At 48.1% G+C, this 18,181-nt stretch carries 20 protein-coding genes; 18 read left to right on the top strand and 2 right to left on the bottom strand.

Annotated features, from left to right (window positions below; translation table 11 throughout):
- Positions 1–503: 503 nt before the first annotated feature.
- The 14 genes from rpmH to ACTID9_RS28570 all read left to right on the top strand — a co-directional run bounded on the left by rpmH (position 504) and on the right by ACTID9_RS28570 (position 13,493).
- Positions 504–638 carry a 50S ribosomal protein L34 gene (gene rpmH, locus ACTID9_RS28635; protein ID WP_122920171.1) on the top strand — a complete coding sequence of 45 codons (135 nt, stop codon included), beginning with the start codon at positions 504–506 and terminating at the stop codon, positions 636–638.
- Positions 639–762: 124 nt separating this feature from the next.
- Positions 763–1,155, top strand: coding sequence for a ribonuclease P protein component (gene rnpA / locus ACTID9_RS28630; RefSeq protein WP_441069065.1), 393 nt, complete (start codon positions 763–765; stop codon positions 1,153–1,155).
- Positions 1,156–1,161: 6 nt separating this feature from the next.
- Positions 1,162–1,401, top strand: coding sequence for a membrane protein insertion efficiency factor YidD (gene yidD / locus ACTID9_RS28625; protein WP_441072764.1), 240 nt, complete (start codon positions 1,162–1,164; stop codon positions 1,399–1,401).
- A gap of 17 nt (positions 1,402–1,418) precedes the next feature.
- Positions 1,419–2,165 carry a membrane protein insertase YidC gene (gene yidC / locus ACTID9_RS28620; RefSeq protein ID WP_441072762.1) on the top strand — a complete coding sequence of 249 codons (747 nt, stop codon included), beginning with the start codon at positions 1,419–1,421 and terminating at the stop codon, positions 2,163–2,165.
- Positions 2,162–2,785, top strand: a complete 624-nt coding sequence (jag, locus tag ACTID9_RS28615) for an RNA-binding cell elongation regulator Jag/EloR (RefSeq protein WP_441069063.1) — start codon at positions 2,162–2,164, stop codon at positions 2,783–2,785. Before yidC ends, jag begins: the two co-directional genes overlap by 4 nt.
- A 253-nt stretch (positions 2,786–3,038) precedes the next feature.
- Positions 3,039–4,415: a tRNA uridine-5-carboxymethylaminomethyl(34) synthesis GTPase MnmE gene (mnmE, locus tag ACTID9_RS28610; RefSeq protein WP_441069061.1), complete on the top strand. Its 1,377-nt coding sequence runs from the start codon at positions 3,039–3,041 to the stop codon at positions 4,413–4,415.
- A 12-nt stretch (positions 4,416–4,427) separates the two neighbouring features.
- Positions 4,428–6,335 (top strand): tRNA uridine-5-carboxymethylaminomethyl(34) synthesis enzyme MnmG, encoded by a 1,908-nt coding sequence (gene mnmG, locus ACTID9_RS28605; RefSeq protein WP_441069059.1) that lies wholly within the window; start codon positions 4,428–4,430, stop codon positions 6,333–6,335.
- Between the two features lie 11 nt (positions 6,336–6,346).
- Positions 6,347–7,063, top strand: a complete 717-nt coding sequence (gene rsmG / locus ACTID9_RS28600) for a 16S rRNA (guanine(527)-N(7))-methyltransferase RsmG (RefSeq protein ID WP_122920166.1) — start codon at positions 6,347–6,349, stop codon at positions 7,061–7,063.
- Positions 7,064–7,299: 236 nt separating this feature from the next.
- Entirely contained in the window at positions 7,300–7,851 is a 552-nt protein-coding gene (locus ACTID9_RS28595) for an MgtC/SapB family protein (RefSeq protein ID WP_441069057.1), read from the top strand.
- A 788-nt stretch (positions 7,852–8,639) separates the two neighbouring features.
- Complete coding sequence (gene noc / locus ACTID9_RS28590; RefSeq protein ID WP_441069055.1) at positions 8,640–9,485, top strand: nucleoid occlusion protein; 846 nt, start codon at positions 8,640–8,642, stop codon at positions 9,483–9,485.
- A 482-nt stretch (positions 9,486–9,967) separates the two neighbouring features.
- Positions 9,968–10,726, top strand: coding sequence for a ParA family protein (locus ACTID9_RS28585; RefSeq protein ID WP_122920163.1), 759 nt, complete (start codon positions 9,968–9,970; stop codon positions 10,724–10,726).
- The gene (locus ACTID9_RS28580; protein ID WP_441069052.1) at positions 10,723–11,565 is read left to right on the top strand and encodes a ParB/RepB/Spo0J family partition protein; all 843 of its coding nucleotides are present in this window, start codon (positions 10,723–10,725) and stop codon (positions 11,563–11,565) included. Before ACTID9_RS28585 ends, ACTID9_RS28580 begins: the two co-directional genes overlap by 4 nt.
- 23 nt (positions 11,566–11,588) lie before the next feature.
- Positions 11,589–12,740 (top strand): aminotransferase class V-fold PLP-dependent enzyme, encoded by a 1,152-nt coding sequence (locus ACTID9_RS28575; protein WP_441069050.1) that lies wholly within the window; start codon positions 11,589–11,591, stop codon positions 12,738–12,740.
- A gap of 36 nt (positions 12,741–12,776) precedes the next feature.
- Positions 12,777–13,493: a DUF554 domain-containing protein gene (locus ACTID9_RS28570; protein ID WP_441069048.1), complete on the top strand. Its 717-nt coding sequence runs from the start codon at positions 12,777–12,779 to the stop codon at positions 13,491–13,493.
- A gap of 1,008 nt (positions 13,494–14,501) precedes the next feature.
- Here the strand turns inward: ACTID9_RS28570 and yyaC are convergent.
- A complete protein-coding gene (gene yyaC / locus ACTID9_RS28565) occupies positions 14,502–15,110 on the bottom strand; it encodes a spore protease YyaC (RefSeq protein ID WP_441069046.1) in 609 nt (202 codons plus the stop codon).
- Positions 15,111–15,280: 170 nt separating this feature from the next.
- Here yyaC and ACTID9_RS28560 point away from each other — a divergent pair, with 170 nt between their 5' ends.
- The 4 genes from ACTID9_RS28560 (at position 15,281) to ACTID9_RS28545 (ending at position 17,845) form a co-directional block, all read left to right on the top strand.
- Complete coding sequence (locus ACTID9_RS28560) at positions 15,281–15,553, top strand: DUF3343 domain-containing protein (RefSeq protein ID WP_441069044.1); 273 nt, start codon at positions 15,281–15,283, stop codon at positions 15,551–15,553.
- Complete coding sequence (locus ACTID9_RS28555; RefSeq protein ID WP_441069042.1) at positions 15,550–16,419, top strand: mechanosensitive ion channel family protein; 870 nt, start codon at positions 15,550–15,552, stop codon at positions 16,417–16,419. The genes ACTID9_RS28560 and ACTID9_RS28555 overlap by 4 nt, the downstream gene beginning before the upstream one ends.
- 15 nt (positions 16,420–16,434) lie before the next feature.
- Positions 16,435–16,641, top strand: coding sequence for a DUF951 domain-containing protein (locus ACTID9_RS28550; protein WP_441069040.1), 207 nt, complete (start codon positions 16,435–16,437; stop codon positions 16,639–16,641).
- Positions 16,642–16,714: 73 nt separating this feature from the next.
- Positions 16,715–17,845: an Ig-like domain-containing protein gene (locus ACTID9_RS28545; RefSeq protein WP_441069038.1), complete on the top strand. Its 1,131-nt coding sequence runs from the start codon at positions 16,715–16,717 to the stop codon at positions 17,843–17,845.
- A 67-nt stretch (positions 17,846–17,912) separates the two neighbouring features.
- On the opposite strand, the gene ACTID9_RS28540 is transcribed toward ACTID9_RS28545, so the two are convergent.
- Positions 17,913–17,999, bottom strand: a complete 87-nt coding sequence (locus tag ACTID9_RS28540) for a YjcZ family sporulation protein (RefSeq protein ID WP_441072761.1) — start codon at positions 17,997–17,999, stop codon at positions 17,913–17,915.
- Between the last annotated feature and the right edge of the window lie 182 nt (positions 18,000–18,181).

Below are 18,181 nucleotides of genomic sequence, written 5' to 3'. Positions count from 1 at the left end.
CAAAAAGCCCCTCCTTTCTTTCGTAATCTAAACAAAAAATATCATTCACACGAAATGTGGATAAATGAATTAAGATGAAAAAGGATAACTAATGAAAGAGAAAAAAAGTAGACGGTTATCCGCAGACGTGTGCATAATGAAATGCACAAGGCATTAGATTCTGTCCACAATTTTATCCACATGCTGTGGATTATTATTAGGAAGCAGAATACTTATCCACTCTTCAAAACATACACATGATAACAAAAAAAATAAGCAATATCAATGGTTTTTTAAGACTTATCCACAAACACTACCACTTGTGTACGACAGATATTCACACCCCTATATTTTGTGTAAAACCTGTAGAAAAACTTGTCGAAACATGAAATGTGGATAAAAAATCTATCCACAACCGGCTGGATAAACTTGTGAATGAGGATGGCTTCCAAACCACTTGACTTTTTGCCTATTTGTTTCTATAATCCAAAAGAATGCCTTTTAGGGACGGAGGTGTAAAAGGTATGAAGCCAAGTTTTAACCCAAATAATCGCAAACGCAAAAAAGACCATGGTTTCCGTAAGCGTATGAGCTCTAAAAACGGTCGCAAGGTCTTGGCTGCACGTCGTCGCAAAGGTAGAAAAGTTCTTTCTGCATAGGCCACAAGTTAAGTGGCCTTTTTCTATACATAAAATTAGGGAAAAAAAGAGTGAAAAATCGTCTATACTGAGTGGATGAGTTCACTTTTTTCCACTATAATGTTGATGTTAGGGGTTGTTCGCCTTGCATCATTCGCATCGGCTGAGAAAAAATGAGGAGTTTCAAGCCATTTTTCAAAAAGGAAAATCGGCCGCGAACAAGCAGTTTATTGTATATTCCTCTTTATCTGGCCAAGCTGGATACCGCATTGGCATCTCTGTCAGCAAAAAGCTCGGAAACGCTGTTGTGCGCAACCGGGTGAAACGACTGATCCGGGAAGCCTGCTCCAGATTGGAAGATAAGATTCAAACAGGGATAGATCTGATTATCATTGCACGACCGGGCACAGAATTGATGGATTTTCAATCATTGTGCAACTCGCTTCAGCATGCCATGAAGCGGGCAAAAGTGTTGAATGCGCAGACGCTGCCCAAAACGCACGAATCACATGAAAAACATGACGCAAAAAGAGGATAAAACGTGATGGCTGCCGTTTTTGTCTGGCTGATCCGATTCTATCAACTCTTCATATCTCCATTAAAGCCTCCGACGTGCCGGTTCATGCCGACTTGTTCGCACTATGCTTTGGAAGCGGTCCAAACGCATGGGGCTGTAAAGGGAGGATGGCTTGCCGTGAAGAGAATCGCCAAGTGCCATCCGTTTCACCCGGGCGGATTCGATCCCGTCCCGTCAGAAAAGAAAAAAGGAGGACCATCTCATTGAAGAAACATCTTTTCCTTATGGTCCTGTTAGGCCTGATCGTATTGGTCTTATCGGGTTGTGGCACGAATGTTGCCAGCCCGCAGCCAATCGGGCCGGATGCTACCGGGATATGGGACAAGTATTTTGTGTATCCGCTTTCCTGGCTGATCAAGGAAAGCTCGATGATTTTGGGCGGAAGCTATGGATTGGGTATCCTGGTTGCCACCATCATCATTCGCTTGATTACGCTTCCTCTGATGGTGAAGCAGATCAAGAGTTCGAAAATGATGCAGGCGATTCAGCCTGAGCTGACCAAGATCCGCGAAAAGCATAAAAACGACCCGCAGAAAGCGCAGCAGGAAACCATGCAACTGTTCCAAAAGAACGGCGTAAACCCGTTGGCCGGATGCTTGCCGATGTTTGTGCAAATGCCGATCTTGATTGCGTTTTACCATGCGATCGTACGCACGCCGGAAATCAAGGCCCATTCGTTCTTGTGGCTTGAGTTGGGTGTGAAAGACCCGTATTACATCTTGCCGATCCTCGCTGCGATTACAACGTACTTCCAGCAAAAGATGATGGGTTCGATGACATCTGCAAACAATCCGCAAATGCAGATGCTGACGGTGATGATGCCGCTGATGATCCTGGCGATTGCCGTGACATTGCCATCCGCATTGTCGCTTTACTGGGTATATGGAAACTGCTTTACGATCGTTCAAAGCTACTTCTTGTATCGCGATCGTACGCCGAAAGTAGGACCTAAGGAGGGAACCGCCAAGTGAAAAAGGTGGTGGCCATTGCAAAGACGGTTGATCTAGCTGTTCAAAAAGCCTTGTCAGAACTGGGTGTTCCACGCGAACGGGTTTCGGTCCGCGTCCTGGAAGAGCCGAGTAAAGGATTGTTCGGTTTGATCGGCGCCCGGGACGCAAAAGTTGAGGTCGAGTTTCAGTATGATCCTCTTGAAGAAGGGCGCCGCTTTCTTGCAGATGTCCTGCAGCAAATGCAGGTTGAGGCCACGATCGAATCACGAAAGGCGGACGATGGCACATTGTTTGATATCCAGGGCAAAAACCTTGGAGTCACCATCGGCCGCCGCGGTCAAACCCTGGATGCACTTCAATATCTCGTAAATGTTGTAGCCAACCGCCATGCTGAGAAACACGTCCGCATCGTCTTGGATGCAGAAAATTATCGGGCGCGCCGGAAGGAAACATTGGAGCAGCTGGCTGACCGGATCGCCAAAAAAGCGCTTCAGATGAAACGAAACGTTCGCCTGGAGCCGATGTCGGCAGCGGAACGCAAAGTGATTCACGCCTTCTTGCAAGCCAGACCGGATGTTGTGACGTTCAGTGAAGGGGAAGAGCCGCACCGCTATATCGTTGTTGCACCAAAAGAAGCCTGATTGATCGGGCTTCTTTTTTTCGTCCCAACGGTTTCATCATATGAGCCTCTCTGGTTCGCCGAACTGCGGCACGATGTTTTTAACCGATTGGTTCGGATCATACTGAGGGTAAATGGAAAGGGGCAGCGGCGGTCGAATCTTTCGCGTGCTGCACATTGTGAATAAGTGGGGCGCGCTTTCGTTGCTGTCTTTTGAACGGATCCTGTGATATTCTAGTTAGTTAGAGGAATTGCATTTTTTCGAGGTGAAAAAAGTGGAAATGGATACTATCGCAGCGGTCGCGACGCCGATGGGTGAAGGTGGGATCGCCGTCATCCGTGTGAGCGGGACCGAGTCGCTGGAGATTGTGGATAAAATTTTCCGGGGCAAACAGCAGTTATCCACTGTGGATACCCATACGATCCATTATGGAAAACTGGTTGAGCCGGATACAAATGAGGTTGTGGAAGAAGTGCTTGTCTCCGTCATGCGTGCGCCGCGTACGTTTACGCGTGAAGATGTCGTGGAGGTCAATTGCCACGGGGGACTTGTTTCTGTGCAGCGCGTGCTGGAGTTGATCTTGTCCAGCGGGGCGAGATTGGCGGAGCCGGGCGAGTTTACGAAACGGGCGTTTTTGCATGGGCGCATCGATTTGTCGCAGGCGGAAGCGGTCATGGACTTGATCCGCTCGAAAACGGATCGGGCGATGAAGGTCGCATTGTCGCAGGTAGAGGGGAAACTGTCCCGCTTGATTCGCGACTTGCGCCAACTGCTGATTGAAGCGATGGCACACATCGAGGTTACGTTGGACTATCCGGAGCACGATGTCGAAGATTTCACGCAAAATCTGCTTCGAAACAAGTGTCTGGAAGTTAAAAAAGAGATTGGCGCGCTGCTGCGAACGGCCAGTCAAGGGAAGATTTTGCGAGAAGGGTTGTCCACAGCGATTGTAGGGCGGCCAAACGTGGGGAAATCGTCACTGTTAAACAGCCTGGTGCAGGAAGAAAAGGCGATCGTCACCGATGTGGCGGGAACGACCCGCGATGTGATTGAGGAATATGTGAATGTGCGAGGCGTGCCGCTGCGTCTGATCGATACCGCAGGGATTCGTGAAACGGAAGACATCGTGGAACGCATCGGGGTAGAGAAGTCGCGCAAGCTGCTGCAGCAAGCCGATCTGATTTTGATCGTGCTGAATTACAATGAACAGCTCCAGGCGGATGATTACGCGATTTTTGAAGCGGCGAAAGGATTGCCGGTCGTTTTGATCATCAATAAATTCGATCTGCCGCAAAAAATCGATTTGGAAGAGGTTAAAAAACACTTCCCTGATCAGCCGTTGGTGATGACCTCCGCGCTTCAGGAGCGAGGGATCGACCTGCTGGAAGAGGCGATCGCGAAAATCTTTTTCAGCGGTCGCGTAGAGCAGGGCGACATGACGTATGTAAGCAATGCGCGGCATATTCATCTCTTGAAACAAGCGGCAGCCGCCATGGACGAGGCGCTTGTCGGAATTGACGACCACATGCCTGTGGATATGGTCCAGATCGACATAAAAAAGGCTTGGGAGCTTTTGGGCGAGGTTATCGGCGAAAGTGTTGGCGACGATTTGATTGACCAGATTTTCTCGCAGTTTTGTCTGGGGAAATAGGAGGAGAGCAAGATGAATACAAACTATGAAGCAGGACATTTTGACGTCATCGTCATCGGTGCGGGCCATGCCGGCTGTGAATCGGCGCTGGCTGCAGCAAGAATGGGCTGCCAAACGCTGTTGTTGACCATTAACCTCGATGCGGTTGCCTATATGCCATGCAATCCATCGGTCGGCGGTCCTGCCAAAGGGCATGTCGTGCGGGAAATTGACGCGCTGGGCGGCGAAATGGGCAAAAACACCGATAAAACGCACATCCAGATGCGCATGCTGAATACCGGAAAAGGCCCTGCGGTCCACGCGCTCCGAGCGCAAGCCGATAAATTCGCGTATCAGCATCAAATGAAGCAGACGATCGAGAATACGCCGAACCTGATTTTGCGTCAGGCGATGGTTGAGGAACTGATTGTGAATGACGGCGTCTGTGAGGGCGTCGTGACGCAAACAGGCGCGCGCTACACAGCAAAAGCGGTTGTTTTGACGACAGGAACGTATTTGCGCGGAAAAATCATCATCGGCGATTTGCAATATGAAAGCGGCCCGAACAACATGCGTCCATCGGTACGTCTGGCTCACCATCTGAAGGAATTGGGCCTGGAGATGGTGCGTTTTAAAACGGGAACACCGCCACGTGTGCATAAAAGCAGTGTGGATTTCTCCAAAATGGAGATCCAGCCAGGTGATGAGGTGCCGCGGGCTTTCTCTTATGAGACAACAGAATTCATTACGGATCAGCTTCCTTGCTGGTTGACGTACACCAATGAAGATACACATGGCTTGATCAACTCCAACCTGCATCGTGCTCCAATGTATTCCGGCGCAATCGAGGGCACTGGCCCACGCTATTGCCCTTCGATTGAAGATAAGGTGGTTCGCTTCAATGACAAGCCACGCCACCAGATCTTCCTTGAACCGGAAGGCCGCAATACGGAAGAGATGTATGTACAAGGCCTCTCTACCAGTTTGCCGGAAGATGTCCAGCTCTCCATGCTTCGCTCGATGGAAGGAATGGAAAACGTCAAAATGATGCGTCCCGGCTATGCGATCGAATACGATGCGGTCGTACCTACACAGCTGTGGCCGTCCCTGGAAACGAAAGTGATCGAAGGGTTGTTCACCGCGGGTCAAATCAATGGAACCTCCGGCTACGAAGAAGCAGCTGGGCAAGGACTGATGGCCGGCATTAACGCCGCACGGAAAGTGCAAGGCAAAGAGCCGATCGTGCTGGGCCGCGAAGAGGCGTACATCGGCGTATTGATCGATGATCTGGTGACGAAAGGGACGAGTGAGCCATACCGTTTGCTGACTTCCCGCGCAGAATATCGCTTGCTGCTTCGTCATGACAATGCGGATCTGCGTTTGACTGACATTGGCCATGAGATCGGTTTGATCAGCGAAGAACGGTACCAGCGCTTCCAGAAAAAACGCGCGTTAATTGAGGCGGAAAAGGAACGTTTGCATACCACTCGCGTGCGTCCTGATCAAGAAGTGGTACAAGCGATTTTGAAGGAAGTCAATTGCCCTGAGCTGACCGAAGTTATCGATTTGGCGCAAATGCTGCGCAGACCGGAGATTTCCTATGAGCATATCCACAGAATGGCACCTGCGCCGGAAGCGCTGCCAGCAGACGTTTGCGAGCAAGTGGAAATTCAAATCAAGTATGATGGCTACATCCGCAAATCACTCCAGCAGGTTGAACGAATGAAAAAAGTGGAAGAGAAACGGATTCCGGCAAACATCGATTATCAGCAAATCTCCGGCATGTCCAAAGAAGCACGCGAAAAAATGGGGAAAATCCGTCCGCTTAACATTGGGCAGGCATCGCGCATCTCCGGGGTGAATCCGGCTGACATTTCCGTGCTGATGGTCTACTTGGACCAATATCACCGCGTGCTTGCCGGCACAGGCACAGATGAATAAGGAGCGTACGGATGGATAGAGAGCAGTTTGTCACAGCCCTTGCGGAAAAGGGAATCAACCTGTCAGCTGAGCAGTCGGAGCAATTCGCCACCTACTATCGCTTGCTGGTTGAATGGAATGAAAAAATGAATTTGACCGCCATAACCGAGGAAAAGGAAGTGTACAACAAGCACTTTTATGATTCGGTTTCCGGAGCGTTTTACTTCCCGTTTGATCAAGTGGAAAGTGTAGCCGATATCGGGGGAGGCGCTGGTTTTCCCAGCGTTCCTCTCAAAATATGTTTTCCACACCTGAAAATGACGGTGATCGATTCACTGAACAAACGGATGAACTTTTTGAATCATGTTGGCAAAGAGCTGGGCTTTACCGACTTTACGCCTACGCATGCGCGAGCGGAGGAAGCTGGTCAAAATCCGAAGCTGCGTGAATCGTTCGATGTCGTAACAGCGCGGGCCGTTGCGCGACTGAATTTGCTAGCCGAGTTCTGCCTTCCTTTCGTTCGCCTGAACGGCACGTTTTTGGTGATGAAAGGAGCAGGCGCATCGATTGAGCTGGCAGAAGCCAAGAAAGCGATCAAGCTGCTCGGCGGAAAAACGCAAAAGGTAGAAACCTTCGAACTCCCGGAAGAGGCAGGAGAACGCAACATTATCATCGTGAAAAAACAGGAAGCAACGCCAAAAACATATCCGCGTAAAGCGGGGATTCCTGCCAAAAAGCCGATTCTTTAACAATAGACGTCACCCTTCAGACTGCAGTTGATGACTGCAGTCTTTTTTTGTACAGTTAAGTGCAACCTCGGCTTAAGCCAAAAACGTGGCGTAGCCAGGTTTTCTAAGTTATTGGCGATTGTGGCGAACAGTGAGATAATCGAGTTGAAAACATACATAACCTCCTGATTTGATGTTTGATTTAGCAAGACCGGCATATACATACTAGAGAAACCACCTAAGGGGTTGTCGAACAAATGAACGTATTGCTATCTACATTTTTCCCTCCAGAACTGCCCATCATTTTGCTCCGGCTTTTTCTCGCCTTCGTAGCCGGAGCGATCATGGGATTGGAGCGGGAACGATTCAACAAAGACGTACATCGAACAAAAGCAGCGGGTTTTCGAACATACAGCCTGGTTTGCTTTGGCTCATGTTTGTTTGGGCTGGCATCGATCTACGGTTTTTCATCCAACGGAACGAACAATGACCCGGGGCGGGTTGCAGCACAAGTCGTCACAGGTATGGGCTTTCTCGGCGCAGGGGCAATTATGAAATACAATGGGGAAGTGAAAGGGCTGACCACAGCTGCCGGCATGTGGGTCGCTTCTGCCATTGGTCTGTTATTCAGTGCGGGGATGTATGTGACAGCAATTATTGCTGCTTTTTTTGCCTATCTGGTTTTGGATTTCCATCGGTTGTTTCCTCATCTTTTTACTTTTCTTAAGGATAAGCATGTTGAGGATGAGCCGGCAGAGGAGCCGGTCAAAAAAGCGAAGCCCGTTCAAGGCGGAGATGAGGACGATTGAGCGGGATGGTTGTGTTTCACGTGAAACGATAGGAGATCGGGTACTCGGTTTGGGGACATCTTGCGGAAGACTGAGATTCCTTTGTTAGTTGGGATCGATGATTGGAACGATGAGGCAGCATCTCATCTGCATGTAGTTGGTTGGTCGTTTATAAGGGCAGCTATGGCTTAAGCCAAAAGCTTGGCGTAGCCAGGTTCTCTAATCGTATAAGAATGTATAAGTGCGCGCGCTTATACATTCTGGAACGCAAGACGGAATACCTCAGCGTTACTTCCAGCATGAGCATCGGTAAAAACCTCCATAGATCGAAGGACCTGCTTCTCGAAAGAGTTTTTGAAAGACGTTTTTCTTATAACACGAAAATGAAACGTTCTCCGTATGAGCCATTCTGAGATGGAAACGGGGGACTTTTTTATTTTTCGATAAGTGTGATTTGAACATGGGAATCATGAGCTTCATAGATGACCTTGATTCCGTGAATGATCGGGCAGCAAGGACGAGGAATGCGACCGTTCAGACATTTACAGAAGGTGGGCAATCAGGAGCGAGCAAAAATCATGCTCTCCAAACTCAGCAGTAGTTCCTTTTTCCTGATTTCATGATGGTCATGCCGACATACGGATAAAAAGTCGCTTTCCGCACTGAAAAACGCGAAAAATCAAGAGAAAATCAGTGTTTTATCGTTGGGGAGAAAGAAGCTTTTCAAAGGGAAATCAGCAGGATTTTCCTGAGCGCATGAAGAATTAAGTAGGCGAGTGGAACGTGTTTAGAATTGGGGGATCTTCGATATGACAGTAAAGGATCAATTTTCAAGGATGTTCGGGTTTTCTGATAAATCGGAGAATGAAGAGGTTCGTCAGATTCCTGTAGATACCATTGTTCCTAATCCCTATCAGCCCCGTACGGTTTTTGATGATGAAAAGATAGACGAGCTTTGTCAAACGATACGAACGCATGGATTGATTCAACCGATCGTAGTGCGCCTGCGTAATAACCAATATGAAATTATTGCGGGCGAACGCAGATGGCGCGCAACCAAAAAGCTGGGTCTGGAGCGTATTCCCGCGATCGTAAAGGACTTGAACGATACACAGACAGCATCTATCGCATTGATTGAGAACTTGCAACGTGAGGGATTAACCGCAATTGAAGAAGCGATTGCTTATCAAAAGCTCATCGAGCTGCATTCATTGACACAAGAAAGCCTCGCGCAGCGGTTGGGTAAGGGACAATCGACCATCGCCAACAAGCTGAGGCTGCTGCACTTGCCACAGAGCGTCCAGGAAGCGCTTATGGCACGCACCGTTACCGAGCGTCATGCGAGAGCGCTGCTGCCGTTAAAAGATGCGGAATGGCAGGAGAAGGTGCTCCAGGAAATCATCGAACGGGAATTAAACGTAAAGCAAACCGAAAATCGCGTAAAACTGCTGCTTGAGGCGATGGAAAACCCCAAGAACGAAAAAGAAAAGAAGCCGCGTTGGAAAGCATTTTCAAGAGACACGCGCATTGCGATCAATACGGTTCGTCAATCGATCGATATGGTCATGCAAACGGGGTTGCCTGTCGAAACGAATGAAGAGGATAATGAAGAGTATTTCCAATTTACCATTCGGATTCCGAAAAAACGAGAGTAGCGGAGGGTTTCCGGCGGAAAGAGGCGGCAGGTTTTCTGGTTGTGGAAGAAACACTTCGAAAAGACTTCTGAAAGAAGTTTTCTTTTTGTTTAGGAACGATCTGATAATCTTTTTGCAGTCCCACATTCAGCTAGGGAACATTGAATTGGAATTTTTCGCAAAGACACCGAGAACATACGTAAAGCAATCGTCCTTATTTGATTGATACCAGAAAGAATCAATTATCAAACATAGCTGCCGATGACAAGAACTTCGAAGAGAAGTTTTTCTTTTTTCGGTCGGAAATATGACTCTCAGACGAGGGAAATCGCGTGTTGAAAAGAAACAGCAGCACAATTGAATGCTGAATCCAGAAACCCACATCCATTTTTACCGGTAGTTACATTCCTCAACAGCTTTTCCTATGATTTCTTCTATTTTTTAGCAATAAAGTACGTTAAGATAAGAAAGTAGAAGTAGATTCGTTAAATGAGGTGGAGAAGGTGGGCAAAGTAATTGCTGTAGCCAATCAAAAAGGAGGCGTTGGGAAGACGACGACAGCCGTCAACCTGAGCGCGTGCCTCGCTTCTCTAGGGAAAAAAGTATTGTTGGTTGATATCGACCCGCAGGGGAACGCAACCAGTGGAATTGGCGTAAATAAAGCAGATGTTCATTACTGTATTTATGATGTGCTGATTAATGATATTAGTCCGGTGGAAACCACTTTGCCAACCGATGTAGAAGGATTAAAGGTGATTCCAGCTACGATTCAACTGGCAGGAGCAGAAATCGAGCTAGTGCCAACCATTTCCCGTGAAGTCCGGCTGAAGAAAGCGCTTGAAGTGGTCAAAGATAAATATGATTATGTGATCATTGATTGTCCGCCATCCCTGGGGATTTTGACGGTTAACTCTTTAACAGCATCCGATTCGGTTTTGATTCCGATCCAATGCGAATACTATGCGCTGGAAGGATTGAGCCAGTTGCTCAATACGATCCGCCTGGTTCAAAAACACCTGAATGCGCAGCTTACCATTGAAGGCGTTCTGTTAACGATGTTGGATGCCCGCACCAATTTGGGAATACAGGTGATTGAGGAAGTAAAGAAATACTTCCAAGACAAGGTGTACCGGACCATCATTCCGCGTAACGTGAGATTGAGTGAAGCTCCGTCTCATGGACAAGCCATCATCACTTACGACCCTAGGTCCAGAGGTGCTGAAGTTTATACCGATCTGGCGAAGGAAGTGGTAGGGATATGAACAAAGGTTTAGGAAAAGGGCTTGGGGCGATTATTTCTTCGAATGTCGAGGCAGAAAGTGATCAGGTGACAGAAGCTCCTGTTGCCAAAATTCGTCCAAATCCGTATCAGCCGCGCCGTGAATTCGACGCGGCTGCGTTGCAGGAATTAGCTGAGTCGATAAAGGAGCACGGCATTATTTCTCCTTTAATCGTGCGGAAAAGCATAAAAGGCTTTGAATTGGTTGCAGGGGAAAGACGTCTGCGTGCAGCGAAGGAAGCAGGTCTGGCCAAGGTACCGATCATTGTCAAAGAGTATACCGATCAGCAACTCATGGAGATCGCTCTCATCGAGAATTTGCAGCGTGAAGACCTGAACCCGTTGGAAGAAGCAGAAGCGTATGAGAAATTGATCCAGCATTACTCCTATACACAGGATGCGTTGGCAAAAAAACTTGGGAAGAGCCGCCCACATGTCTCGAACATTCTCCGTTTGCTCCAATTGCCTGATAAGATCAAGCAATTGGTCACACAAGGAGCTTTGTCGATGGGGCATGCGCGAGCGCTCATTGCGGTTGAAGACCAAGAACTGCAATGGAAGCTGGCGAATGAGACCATCACAAAAGGGTTGAGTGTGAGACAGTTGGAAGAGCTTGTCCAGCAAATGAATGTTTCACGTGAAACAAAGGCGAAAAAGAACGCCAAGAAGGATAAGGCTTTGGTTCAGTTGGAAGAGCGCTTGCGAAATCGACTGGGCACATCGGTCCACATCAAAAAGGGCAATAAAAAAGGAAAAATCGAAATCGAATTCTTTTCACAGGAAGACTTGGAGAGAATTTTAGAATTGCTTCAAGCCGAATAACGCGCACTTCCAAGGAGGAACACATGCGAATTATTTATTTGGATAACGCTGCTTCTACATGGCCGAAACCAGACGGCGTAAAAGAACGGATGGCAGAGGTTATCGAAGGATATGCGGCAAATCCAGGCAGAGGCGGCCATGCGTTGGCAATGAAGGCAAGTAAAGTCCTGTTCCAGACACGATTGCAAGTGTCCCGGTTATTTGGGATTAAAAACCCGAATGACCTCTTTTTTTATATGAACGCGACGCAGGCGCTAAATCAGGCGATTAAAGGATTTGTAAAACCCGGCGATCATGTCATTACCTCGACGGTGGAACACAACTCGGTCCGTCGTCCGTTGGAGTTTTTACGCAAGACGAAGCAGGTGGAGCTTACGTACATAGAGCCTCGAGAGAATCAGCTCTTTGAAGCGCAAGATTTTCTGCAAGCGATTCGCCCTGAGACGAGATTGATTGCGATCAGCCATGCCTCTAATTTGACAGGTGTCATTCTGCCGATCGAGGAAATTGGCAAGATTGCAAAAGAACGTGGCATCGCCTTTCTTGTTGATGCGTCGCAATCCGCTGGCGTATTGCCGATCGACGTGGAGAAAATGGGCATCCACATGCTTGCTTTTCCTGGACATAAAGGCTTGTACGGGCCACAGGGAACAGGTGGCTTGTACGTGCACAGCAGCATTGACCTTGAACCATTGATTCATGGCGGTACCGGGAGCCAGTCTGAGGCCATCGATCAACCGACGACAAGGCCTGACAGATACGAAAGCGGGACGGCAAACACGGTTGGCCTTGCAGGATTGCTTGCTGGCATCCAATTCGTAAATGAAAAGGGAGTCGAACAAATTCACCAGCACGAGTGGGGGTTGGCGAAACAGGCGATCACGCAGCTGCTTGCGATCGATGGTGTGGAGGTATATGGTCCATCCCTTGACGTGGAGAGGGTTGGCGTTATCGCATTTAACGTGAAAGAGGCCGATGCTGCAGAAGTATCGTTTATTCTTGACCAGCAGTTCGGGATCGCTACAAGAGCGGGCTATCATTGCACGCCATTGGGCCATCAAACCGCTGGCACCCAGCAAAGAGGGGCCGTTCGCGCGAGCTTTGGCGTATTCAATACCGAGGCGGACGTAGATGCGCTGGTTGCCGCAATTAAAGAAATCGCCGCAGCATTTTAATAACAGACAGAGACATACACCAGGGGAAGTGTTGACATGGTATTGCTTGGTACGCTGGCAAATGTGGCGGCCATCATCGTGGGGGCTTTAGCAGGAAAAGTATTATCCGGAATACCGGAAGGCATCAAAAAGACAGTGATGCACGGTTTAGGGCTTGCGGTCATTATTCTTGGGTTGAAAATGAGCTTTGAATCGAAAAACTTTTTGTTGATGATCATCAGCCTTGTGGTAGGGACCATTTTAGGCGAACTGATCCAAATTGAGGATCGGCTCAATCAAGTAGGCAAATGGCTGGAGAAAAAGCTGGGCGGAAAAGAGGGTGGCATAGCCAACGGTTTTGTGACTGCGACGCTTGTCTATTGCGTCGGGGCCATGGCTGTACTAGGCTCCCTTGATAGCGGCTTGCGTGGAAATCACGATGTTTTGTACACCAAATCGCTGCTTGATGGCTTTTCAGCCGTCATTTTCACTTCAACGCTCGGAATCGGTGTGCTGTTTTCAGCCATTCCGGTACTGCTTTATCAAGGCTCAATCGCACTGCTTGCGACACAAATCAATCAATTTGCCGGAGAAGACTTGATCAGTGCCATGTTGGTTGAATTGACGGGTGTTGGCGGGCTCTTGATCATTGCGATTGGGATCAATGTGTTAGGCTTGTTGAAAATAAGAGTCGCAAATATGCTGCCATCTTTGTTTATCGCCGCAATCGGGGTACCGGTTGTTACATGGTTGACAAAACTGTTGGGAGCATAGAAATGGGAAAAAAGGCGAGTTCACGGATAATCGTGAACTCGCCTTTTTGTTCAGATAAAAATTTATCAAATTTTTATCCAGTAAAGGGCAACCGCGGCTTAAGCCAAAAGCATGGCGTAGCCAGGCTTTCTAATGCAACGGAGGGGTGGGAAAGCAAAGTATTTTTGAGCGAAGCAAGTCGGTGAAAACGTAAAAATCAGTGCTGAATGGATGACAAAAGACGTGTGCAAAGGTTAGAAGTAGCAGGTCCCGGGTGCTAAGCTCGAATAGAGAAAGAATCGTAGCAAAAGGCTTTATGGTTCACAGCGAAAGCATGGAATAGCCACATAGCAAAAATGGTTGCTGGCAATCAAAGCGAAGTTACGAACGCAGTGCACATGGACAAAAATCAAGAAGGTCATAGCATGTACAGAAAATCGACATAGCAGCATAGCAAATAAAGGAAAAGTAGAGTCCAGCAGCATATTCAGCATTACGAGCAAAGTTTCATACGTTGAAAAAGGAATGAGGGCTTAAAAGAAATGGATCACATAGGAAAATTCAGCAAAAGCTCATCAAGTAACCAGCAGCAGAAACAGAAACATCATAAAACAACCGTTGCCAAGATGGCGGTCAAAACACCAATAAGATAAAAAAATCATTCATCGTTATATACGCCAATTGAGACGGTTTTAGAGGCGGTTGCAACAAAAGGGAAGGGTGGGGTGCCGGGTCACAGAAAAATAGCAAAGTCAACATTGTCGAAAGAGGGAGAAGCGTGGAAGAAGGAATAGAGAGAAAGCGGGCGGAAACAAACGACATTTGTCTAAATGAAACAAGCAAGGGCAAAATGGGGACAGAAAGACCGGAATTTCAACAGAAGTCGATGATGGAAACGGGAAAAAATGAAAAACGAGCGCGAAATGGCGATTGAAACGAAACAAGGTTGAACTCACAACGAAGAGGCTTCCTAGTTTGAAATGAGCTAGCATCATTCCAAAAAATTCAGCCGCAGTTTGTTCACGTCATTTAATCAAGGGAAAACGTATTATAACGCTTTTCTGTTTTGAGCAATTGCGTGTCGGCGTATTTCAATGAGGCCGCGATGACCTCTGCCATGCGCATGACCAGGAACAGCCGGGTGTTTTGCAGCACAAAATACTCCATAAAGCCGCCTACATTTACGATGCCTGTAATATGAAAGCTGCCGACCGATGGAAGCTCTTTTTTTACACCCGCTCCAGGCTTTAACGGTCCATCTGCGACATGAATGGAACCAACATTGCTGTATTGCCCCAAACAAGCATCGATGGCGATGACCAGCGGATTTTGATGAGTATGTGTGATCAGTTCAATCTTTTCAGCCAGATTGACTGCGTGTACAGGCTCTTCCAATGTGCCGTAGACGTGCATTTTATGCAGATATTGATCTTTCAGTTTGGTTCCAACCAAAGGGCCGAGGGCATCACCGGTCGAGCGGTCCGTTCCGATGCACAAAACCACGATGTCTTGGTCATAGGAACGCAATGTCAGGCAATGATAGAGGTGCTGAGCCAGGAGATCCACAGCATTATCATTTCGATGCTCGACTTTTATGGAAGGATAGGAAACCGGATAAGATGGATTCAGATTGCTCATGGCTACCTCCTGTAGAGAGAAGTATTCACAGTATATGGACAGAGCACGAATTTTATACATATTTCGGAAATTTGCCGCCGGATTGGACAGAAAAGAGGGAGAAGTGGTGCTAAGGCTGGAAACCTAAGCAACCAACAAGTAAAATGGTGAGAGGAAAGGGGAGACGAGCAGTGCCAGACGATACGGTTTTGATCGCATTTGATTCCACACAGCAGGCGTTGCGCGCAGAAATGCTGCTGGAGTATGCTGACATCGATATCGATACGCGGCCAACGCCAAAAGAGGTTACGGCTGGCTGCGCGTTATCTATAGAATTTCCACTGACGGATTACCCGACTGCCCGAGAGATCGTTGTTGAACAACAAGTAGAGATCCGCGGATTTTTTCGCAAATTCTCAGATGGCTATGTAGAGATAGATCAGCAGGGAGAGAGAAAAGAATGAATGAAGAATTGAAACAGGTGGACAAAATAACCGATTTTTTGCTTAACCCCGATTTATGGGTGAAGATTGGGAGCGTCTGTATCAAAATTCTCCTGATCATCGTCGTTTCGCGCGTTTTGGTTACTCTTTCGCGAGCTGCGATCAACCGGATCTTCCGCAACCGTGAAGGCGGCAAACTGCAGATTGACCAGCGGCGTTTGGAGACGCTGCGCGTATTGGTGAACAATGTTTCGCGCTGGGTGCTGTTTTTTCTGACCGTTCTGCTCGTGCTCGACCAGCTTGGTTTTGACTTGCGCCCGGTGTTGGTCAGCGCGGGGGTTTTGGGCCTGGCCATCGGCTTTGGCGCCCAAAGTCTTGTGCGGGATGTCATCACTGGATTTTTCATCATTTTCGAAGACCAGTTTGCAGTGGGAGACGCGGTGACGATCAATGCGTTTAGCGGGACGGTGATGGAAATTGGCTTGCGCATCACCAAATTGAAGAGCGCAACCGGTGAAGTCCACATCATTCCGAACGGGACAATCACCCAGGTGACCAACTTTTCTTTGCAAAATACCGTCGCATTGGTTGATGTCGCGGTCGCGTATGAAGAGAATCTGGATCGGGTGCAGGAAATCATCGCCGAAGTCGCTAAAAAGGTGAAAGAAGAAAATGAAAACATTGTGAGCGATCCGCAAGTGCTGGGGGTACAATCGCTCGGTCCGGCTGAGGTTGTCATTCGGGTTACGGCAGAATGCAAACCGAATACGCACTATGGAGTGGCAAGACAGTTGCGTGCGAGCATCAAATCGGAATTCACCGCAAGAGGCATTGAGGTACCATACCCGAGAATGATCGCCATGCCGAATGCGAAAGAGCGCGCTTGAGAAAGGGGTATGGATGTGGAGAGAAAACAGTTTCAATTAGGTGATGTGGTGCAGATGAAAAAAGCGCACCCGTGTGGCACAAATGCATGGAAGGTGATTCGGATGGGGATGGATATCCGGATCAAATGCACAGGATGCGATCATAGCGTCATGATTCCGCGCCTGGAGTTCGAACGCAAAATGAAAAAGGTGCTGCAGTCAACGGAGCCCAAAGAAGAATAAGCCTGAAAAATATTTGCACCCCCTTTTTTTCTTTTCCTATAATTCGGGAACAAGGAAAAAAGGGGGTTTTGTTATGAGGCTGTGGAGTGTGAAGCGGTATCTGCTGGTGGTGGTTGGCATCCTTTTGATCATAATGCAATCGGTATCACCGGTGATGGCAAAAGAAGCGGAGAAAAGCATGGCGACATTCATCCCCGTTCACGGCGCATCAGCTATTTCGGTGAAAGGGGAGATAAGCCTGACGTTCCGCTCCAAGGTAAAGCTTGCAAACGGCGAGGCGCTTACCTCCAAAAAGGCGGAAACCATTGCTGCACTGATCGATGCGCGGACAGGGAAGAAGCTTGAAACCACATACAGTTGGAGCCCTACGAAACGAAAGCTTACGCTAAAACCGGTACAGCAGCTTCCCTATCAAACCGATTTTGCCCTAAAGCTTTTTCCCGGGACGGTAAAAGATGCGGATGGAAAGCTGAATGGTGCGGAGGAGGCACGGTTTACGACCGAGCCGCGGGAGCCGGAGTTCCTCATTGTCACTACACCCTCAAACTTGGCGCAGAATGTAGCAGCCAGCAGCCCCATCACTCTCACCTTCAACAAAGCCATTCAACTGCCGAGCGGCAAGCCGATTACAAAAAGCACGTGGGAAAAGGCGATTGAAATAACCGATAAAGATCAGAAAAAAGTAAAATTCGAGCCGTTTTGGGATGCAAAAAGCATGCGGGTTACGCTCGATCCCGAAGGAAACCTGCAAGCGGGGATGCGCTACACGGTCGTACTGGCAGAAAAATCGCTAATGGATCGTCAAGGCTCAAAAAACGGCCAGTTTTCTTTCTCTTTCACAACAGCAGCACAACAGGATCTCATTCCTCCTGCAGTGACAATTTGGCCGGCGAATGGTTCAAAAAATGTGTCTCTCAATTCGAATGTAACGATTCAATTCGGCGAGAATGTCGTGGCGGCAAATGGTGCCGAGCTTGCCAATGCGGAGGTGATCGGGCTGGCAATCTGGAAAGATGAGCATGGAGGGATGGTATCCTATTCGGCTACATGGAACAAACAATCACGGACGATTACATTGCGGGCGAAAGGAAAACTTGCTCCGTACACGACGTATTCCATATTGTTTCCGAACAGCCTGGTCAAAGATGAAGCGGGCAATCTGAACCGGTCGACACAGATCATGTTTTCCACAGGCGGAAAATAACGAATCGGAAACAACAAAGGATGCAGCACACAATCGGCTGGCATCCTTTGTTTTTAGCGGGGACGAATTAATTAGCGGAACCGACAATAACGAGCAAAATGAACAGGACGAGGATCAAGACAAAGCTATTGTTGTTGTTGTTAAACGGACTCATCGCAAGCACCTCCAACGAACTTTTCACATGCTATCGTATGAGAGGAATAGGCGAACGGCTATGGGCAGGCGCCCATTTTGCAAAAATCGCTTGAGGAGTAGGGAAGCCGGCAAAACGCAGGAGAGAATGAGCAACCTGCCACTTTGTTAACAGTCCATTCGAGGAGGTTAAGTTATGCACAA

The organism is Brevibacillus fluminis (genome assembly GCF_052072235.1).
Classification (GTDB): domain Bacteria; phylum Bacillota; class Bacilli; order Brevibacillales; family Brevibacillaceae; genus Brevibacillus_D; species Brevibacillus_D fluminis_A.
This window is presented reverse-complemented; position numbering and strand designations above follow the sequence as displayed.

Excerpts from the sequence above, each read along its gene's own strand:
- ACTID9_RS28595 (WP_441069057.1), top strand. The coding sequence starts at position 7,300 with ATGAACGTATTGCTATCTACATTTTTCCCTCCAGAACTGCCCATCATT.
- ACTID9_RS28540 (WP_441072761.1), bottom strand. The coding sequence starts at position 17,999 with ATGAGTCCGTTTAACAACAACAACAATAGCTTTGTCTTGATCCTCGTC.
- rpmH (WP_122920171.1), top strand. The coding sequence starts at position 504 with ATGAAGCCAAGTTTTAACCCAAATAATCGCAAACGCAAAAAAGACCAT.
- noc (WP_441069055.1), top strand. The coding sequence starts at position 8,640 with ATGACAGTAAAGGATCAATTTTCAAGGATGTTCGGGTTTTCTGATAAA.
- ACTID9_RS28545 (WP_441069038.1), top strand. The coding sequence starts at position 16,715 with ATGAGGCTGTGGAGTGTGAAGCGGTATCTGCTGGTGGTGGTTGGCATC.
- yidC (WP_441072762.1), top strand. The coding sequence starts at position 1,419 with ATGGTCCTGTTAGGCCTGATCGTATTGGTCTTATCGGGTTGTGGCACG.
- mnmG (WP_441069059.1), top strand. The coding sequence starts at position 4,428 with ATGAATACAAACTATGAAGCAGGACATTTTGACGTCATCGTCATCGGT.
- yidD (WP_441072764.1), top strand. The coding sequence starts at position 1,162 with ATGGCTGCCGTTTTTGTCTGGCTGATCCGATTCTATCAACTCTTCATA.
- ACTID9_RS28570 (WP_441069048.1), top strand. The coding sequence starts at position 12,777 with ATGGTATTGCTTGGTACGCTGGCAAATGTGGCGGCCATCATCGTGGGG.
- ACTID9_RS28575 (WP_441069050.1), top strand. The coding sequence starts at position 11,589 with ATGCGAATTATTTATTTGGATAACGCTGCTTCTACATGGCCGAAACCA.
- yyaC (WP_441069046.1), bottom strand. The coding sequence starts at position 15,110 with ATGAGCAATCTGAATCCATCTTATCCGGTTTCCTATCCTTCCATAAAA.
- ACTID9_RS28580 (WP_441069052.1), top strand. The coding sequence starts at position 10,723 with ATGAACAAAGGTTTAGGAAAAGGGCTTGGGGCGATTATTTCTTCGAAT.
- rsmG (WP_122920166.1), top strand. The coding sequence starts at position 6,347 with ATGGATAGAGAGCAGTTTGTCACAGCCCTTGCGGAAAAGGGAATCAAC.
- ACTID9_RS28555 (WP_441069042.1), top strand. The coding sequence starts at position 15,550 with ATGAATGAAGAATTGAAACAGGTGGACAAAATAACCGATTTTTTGCTT.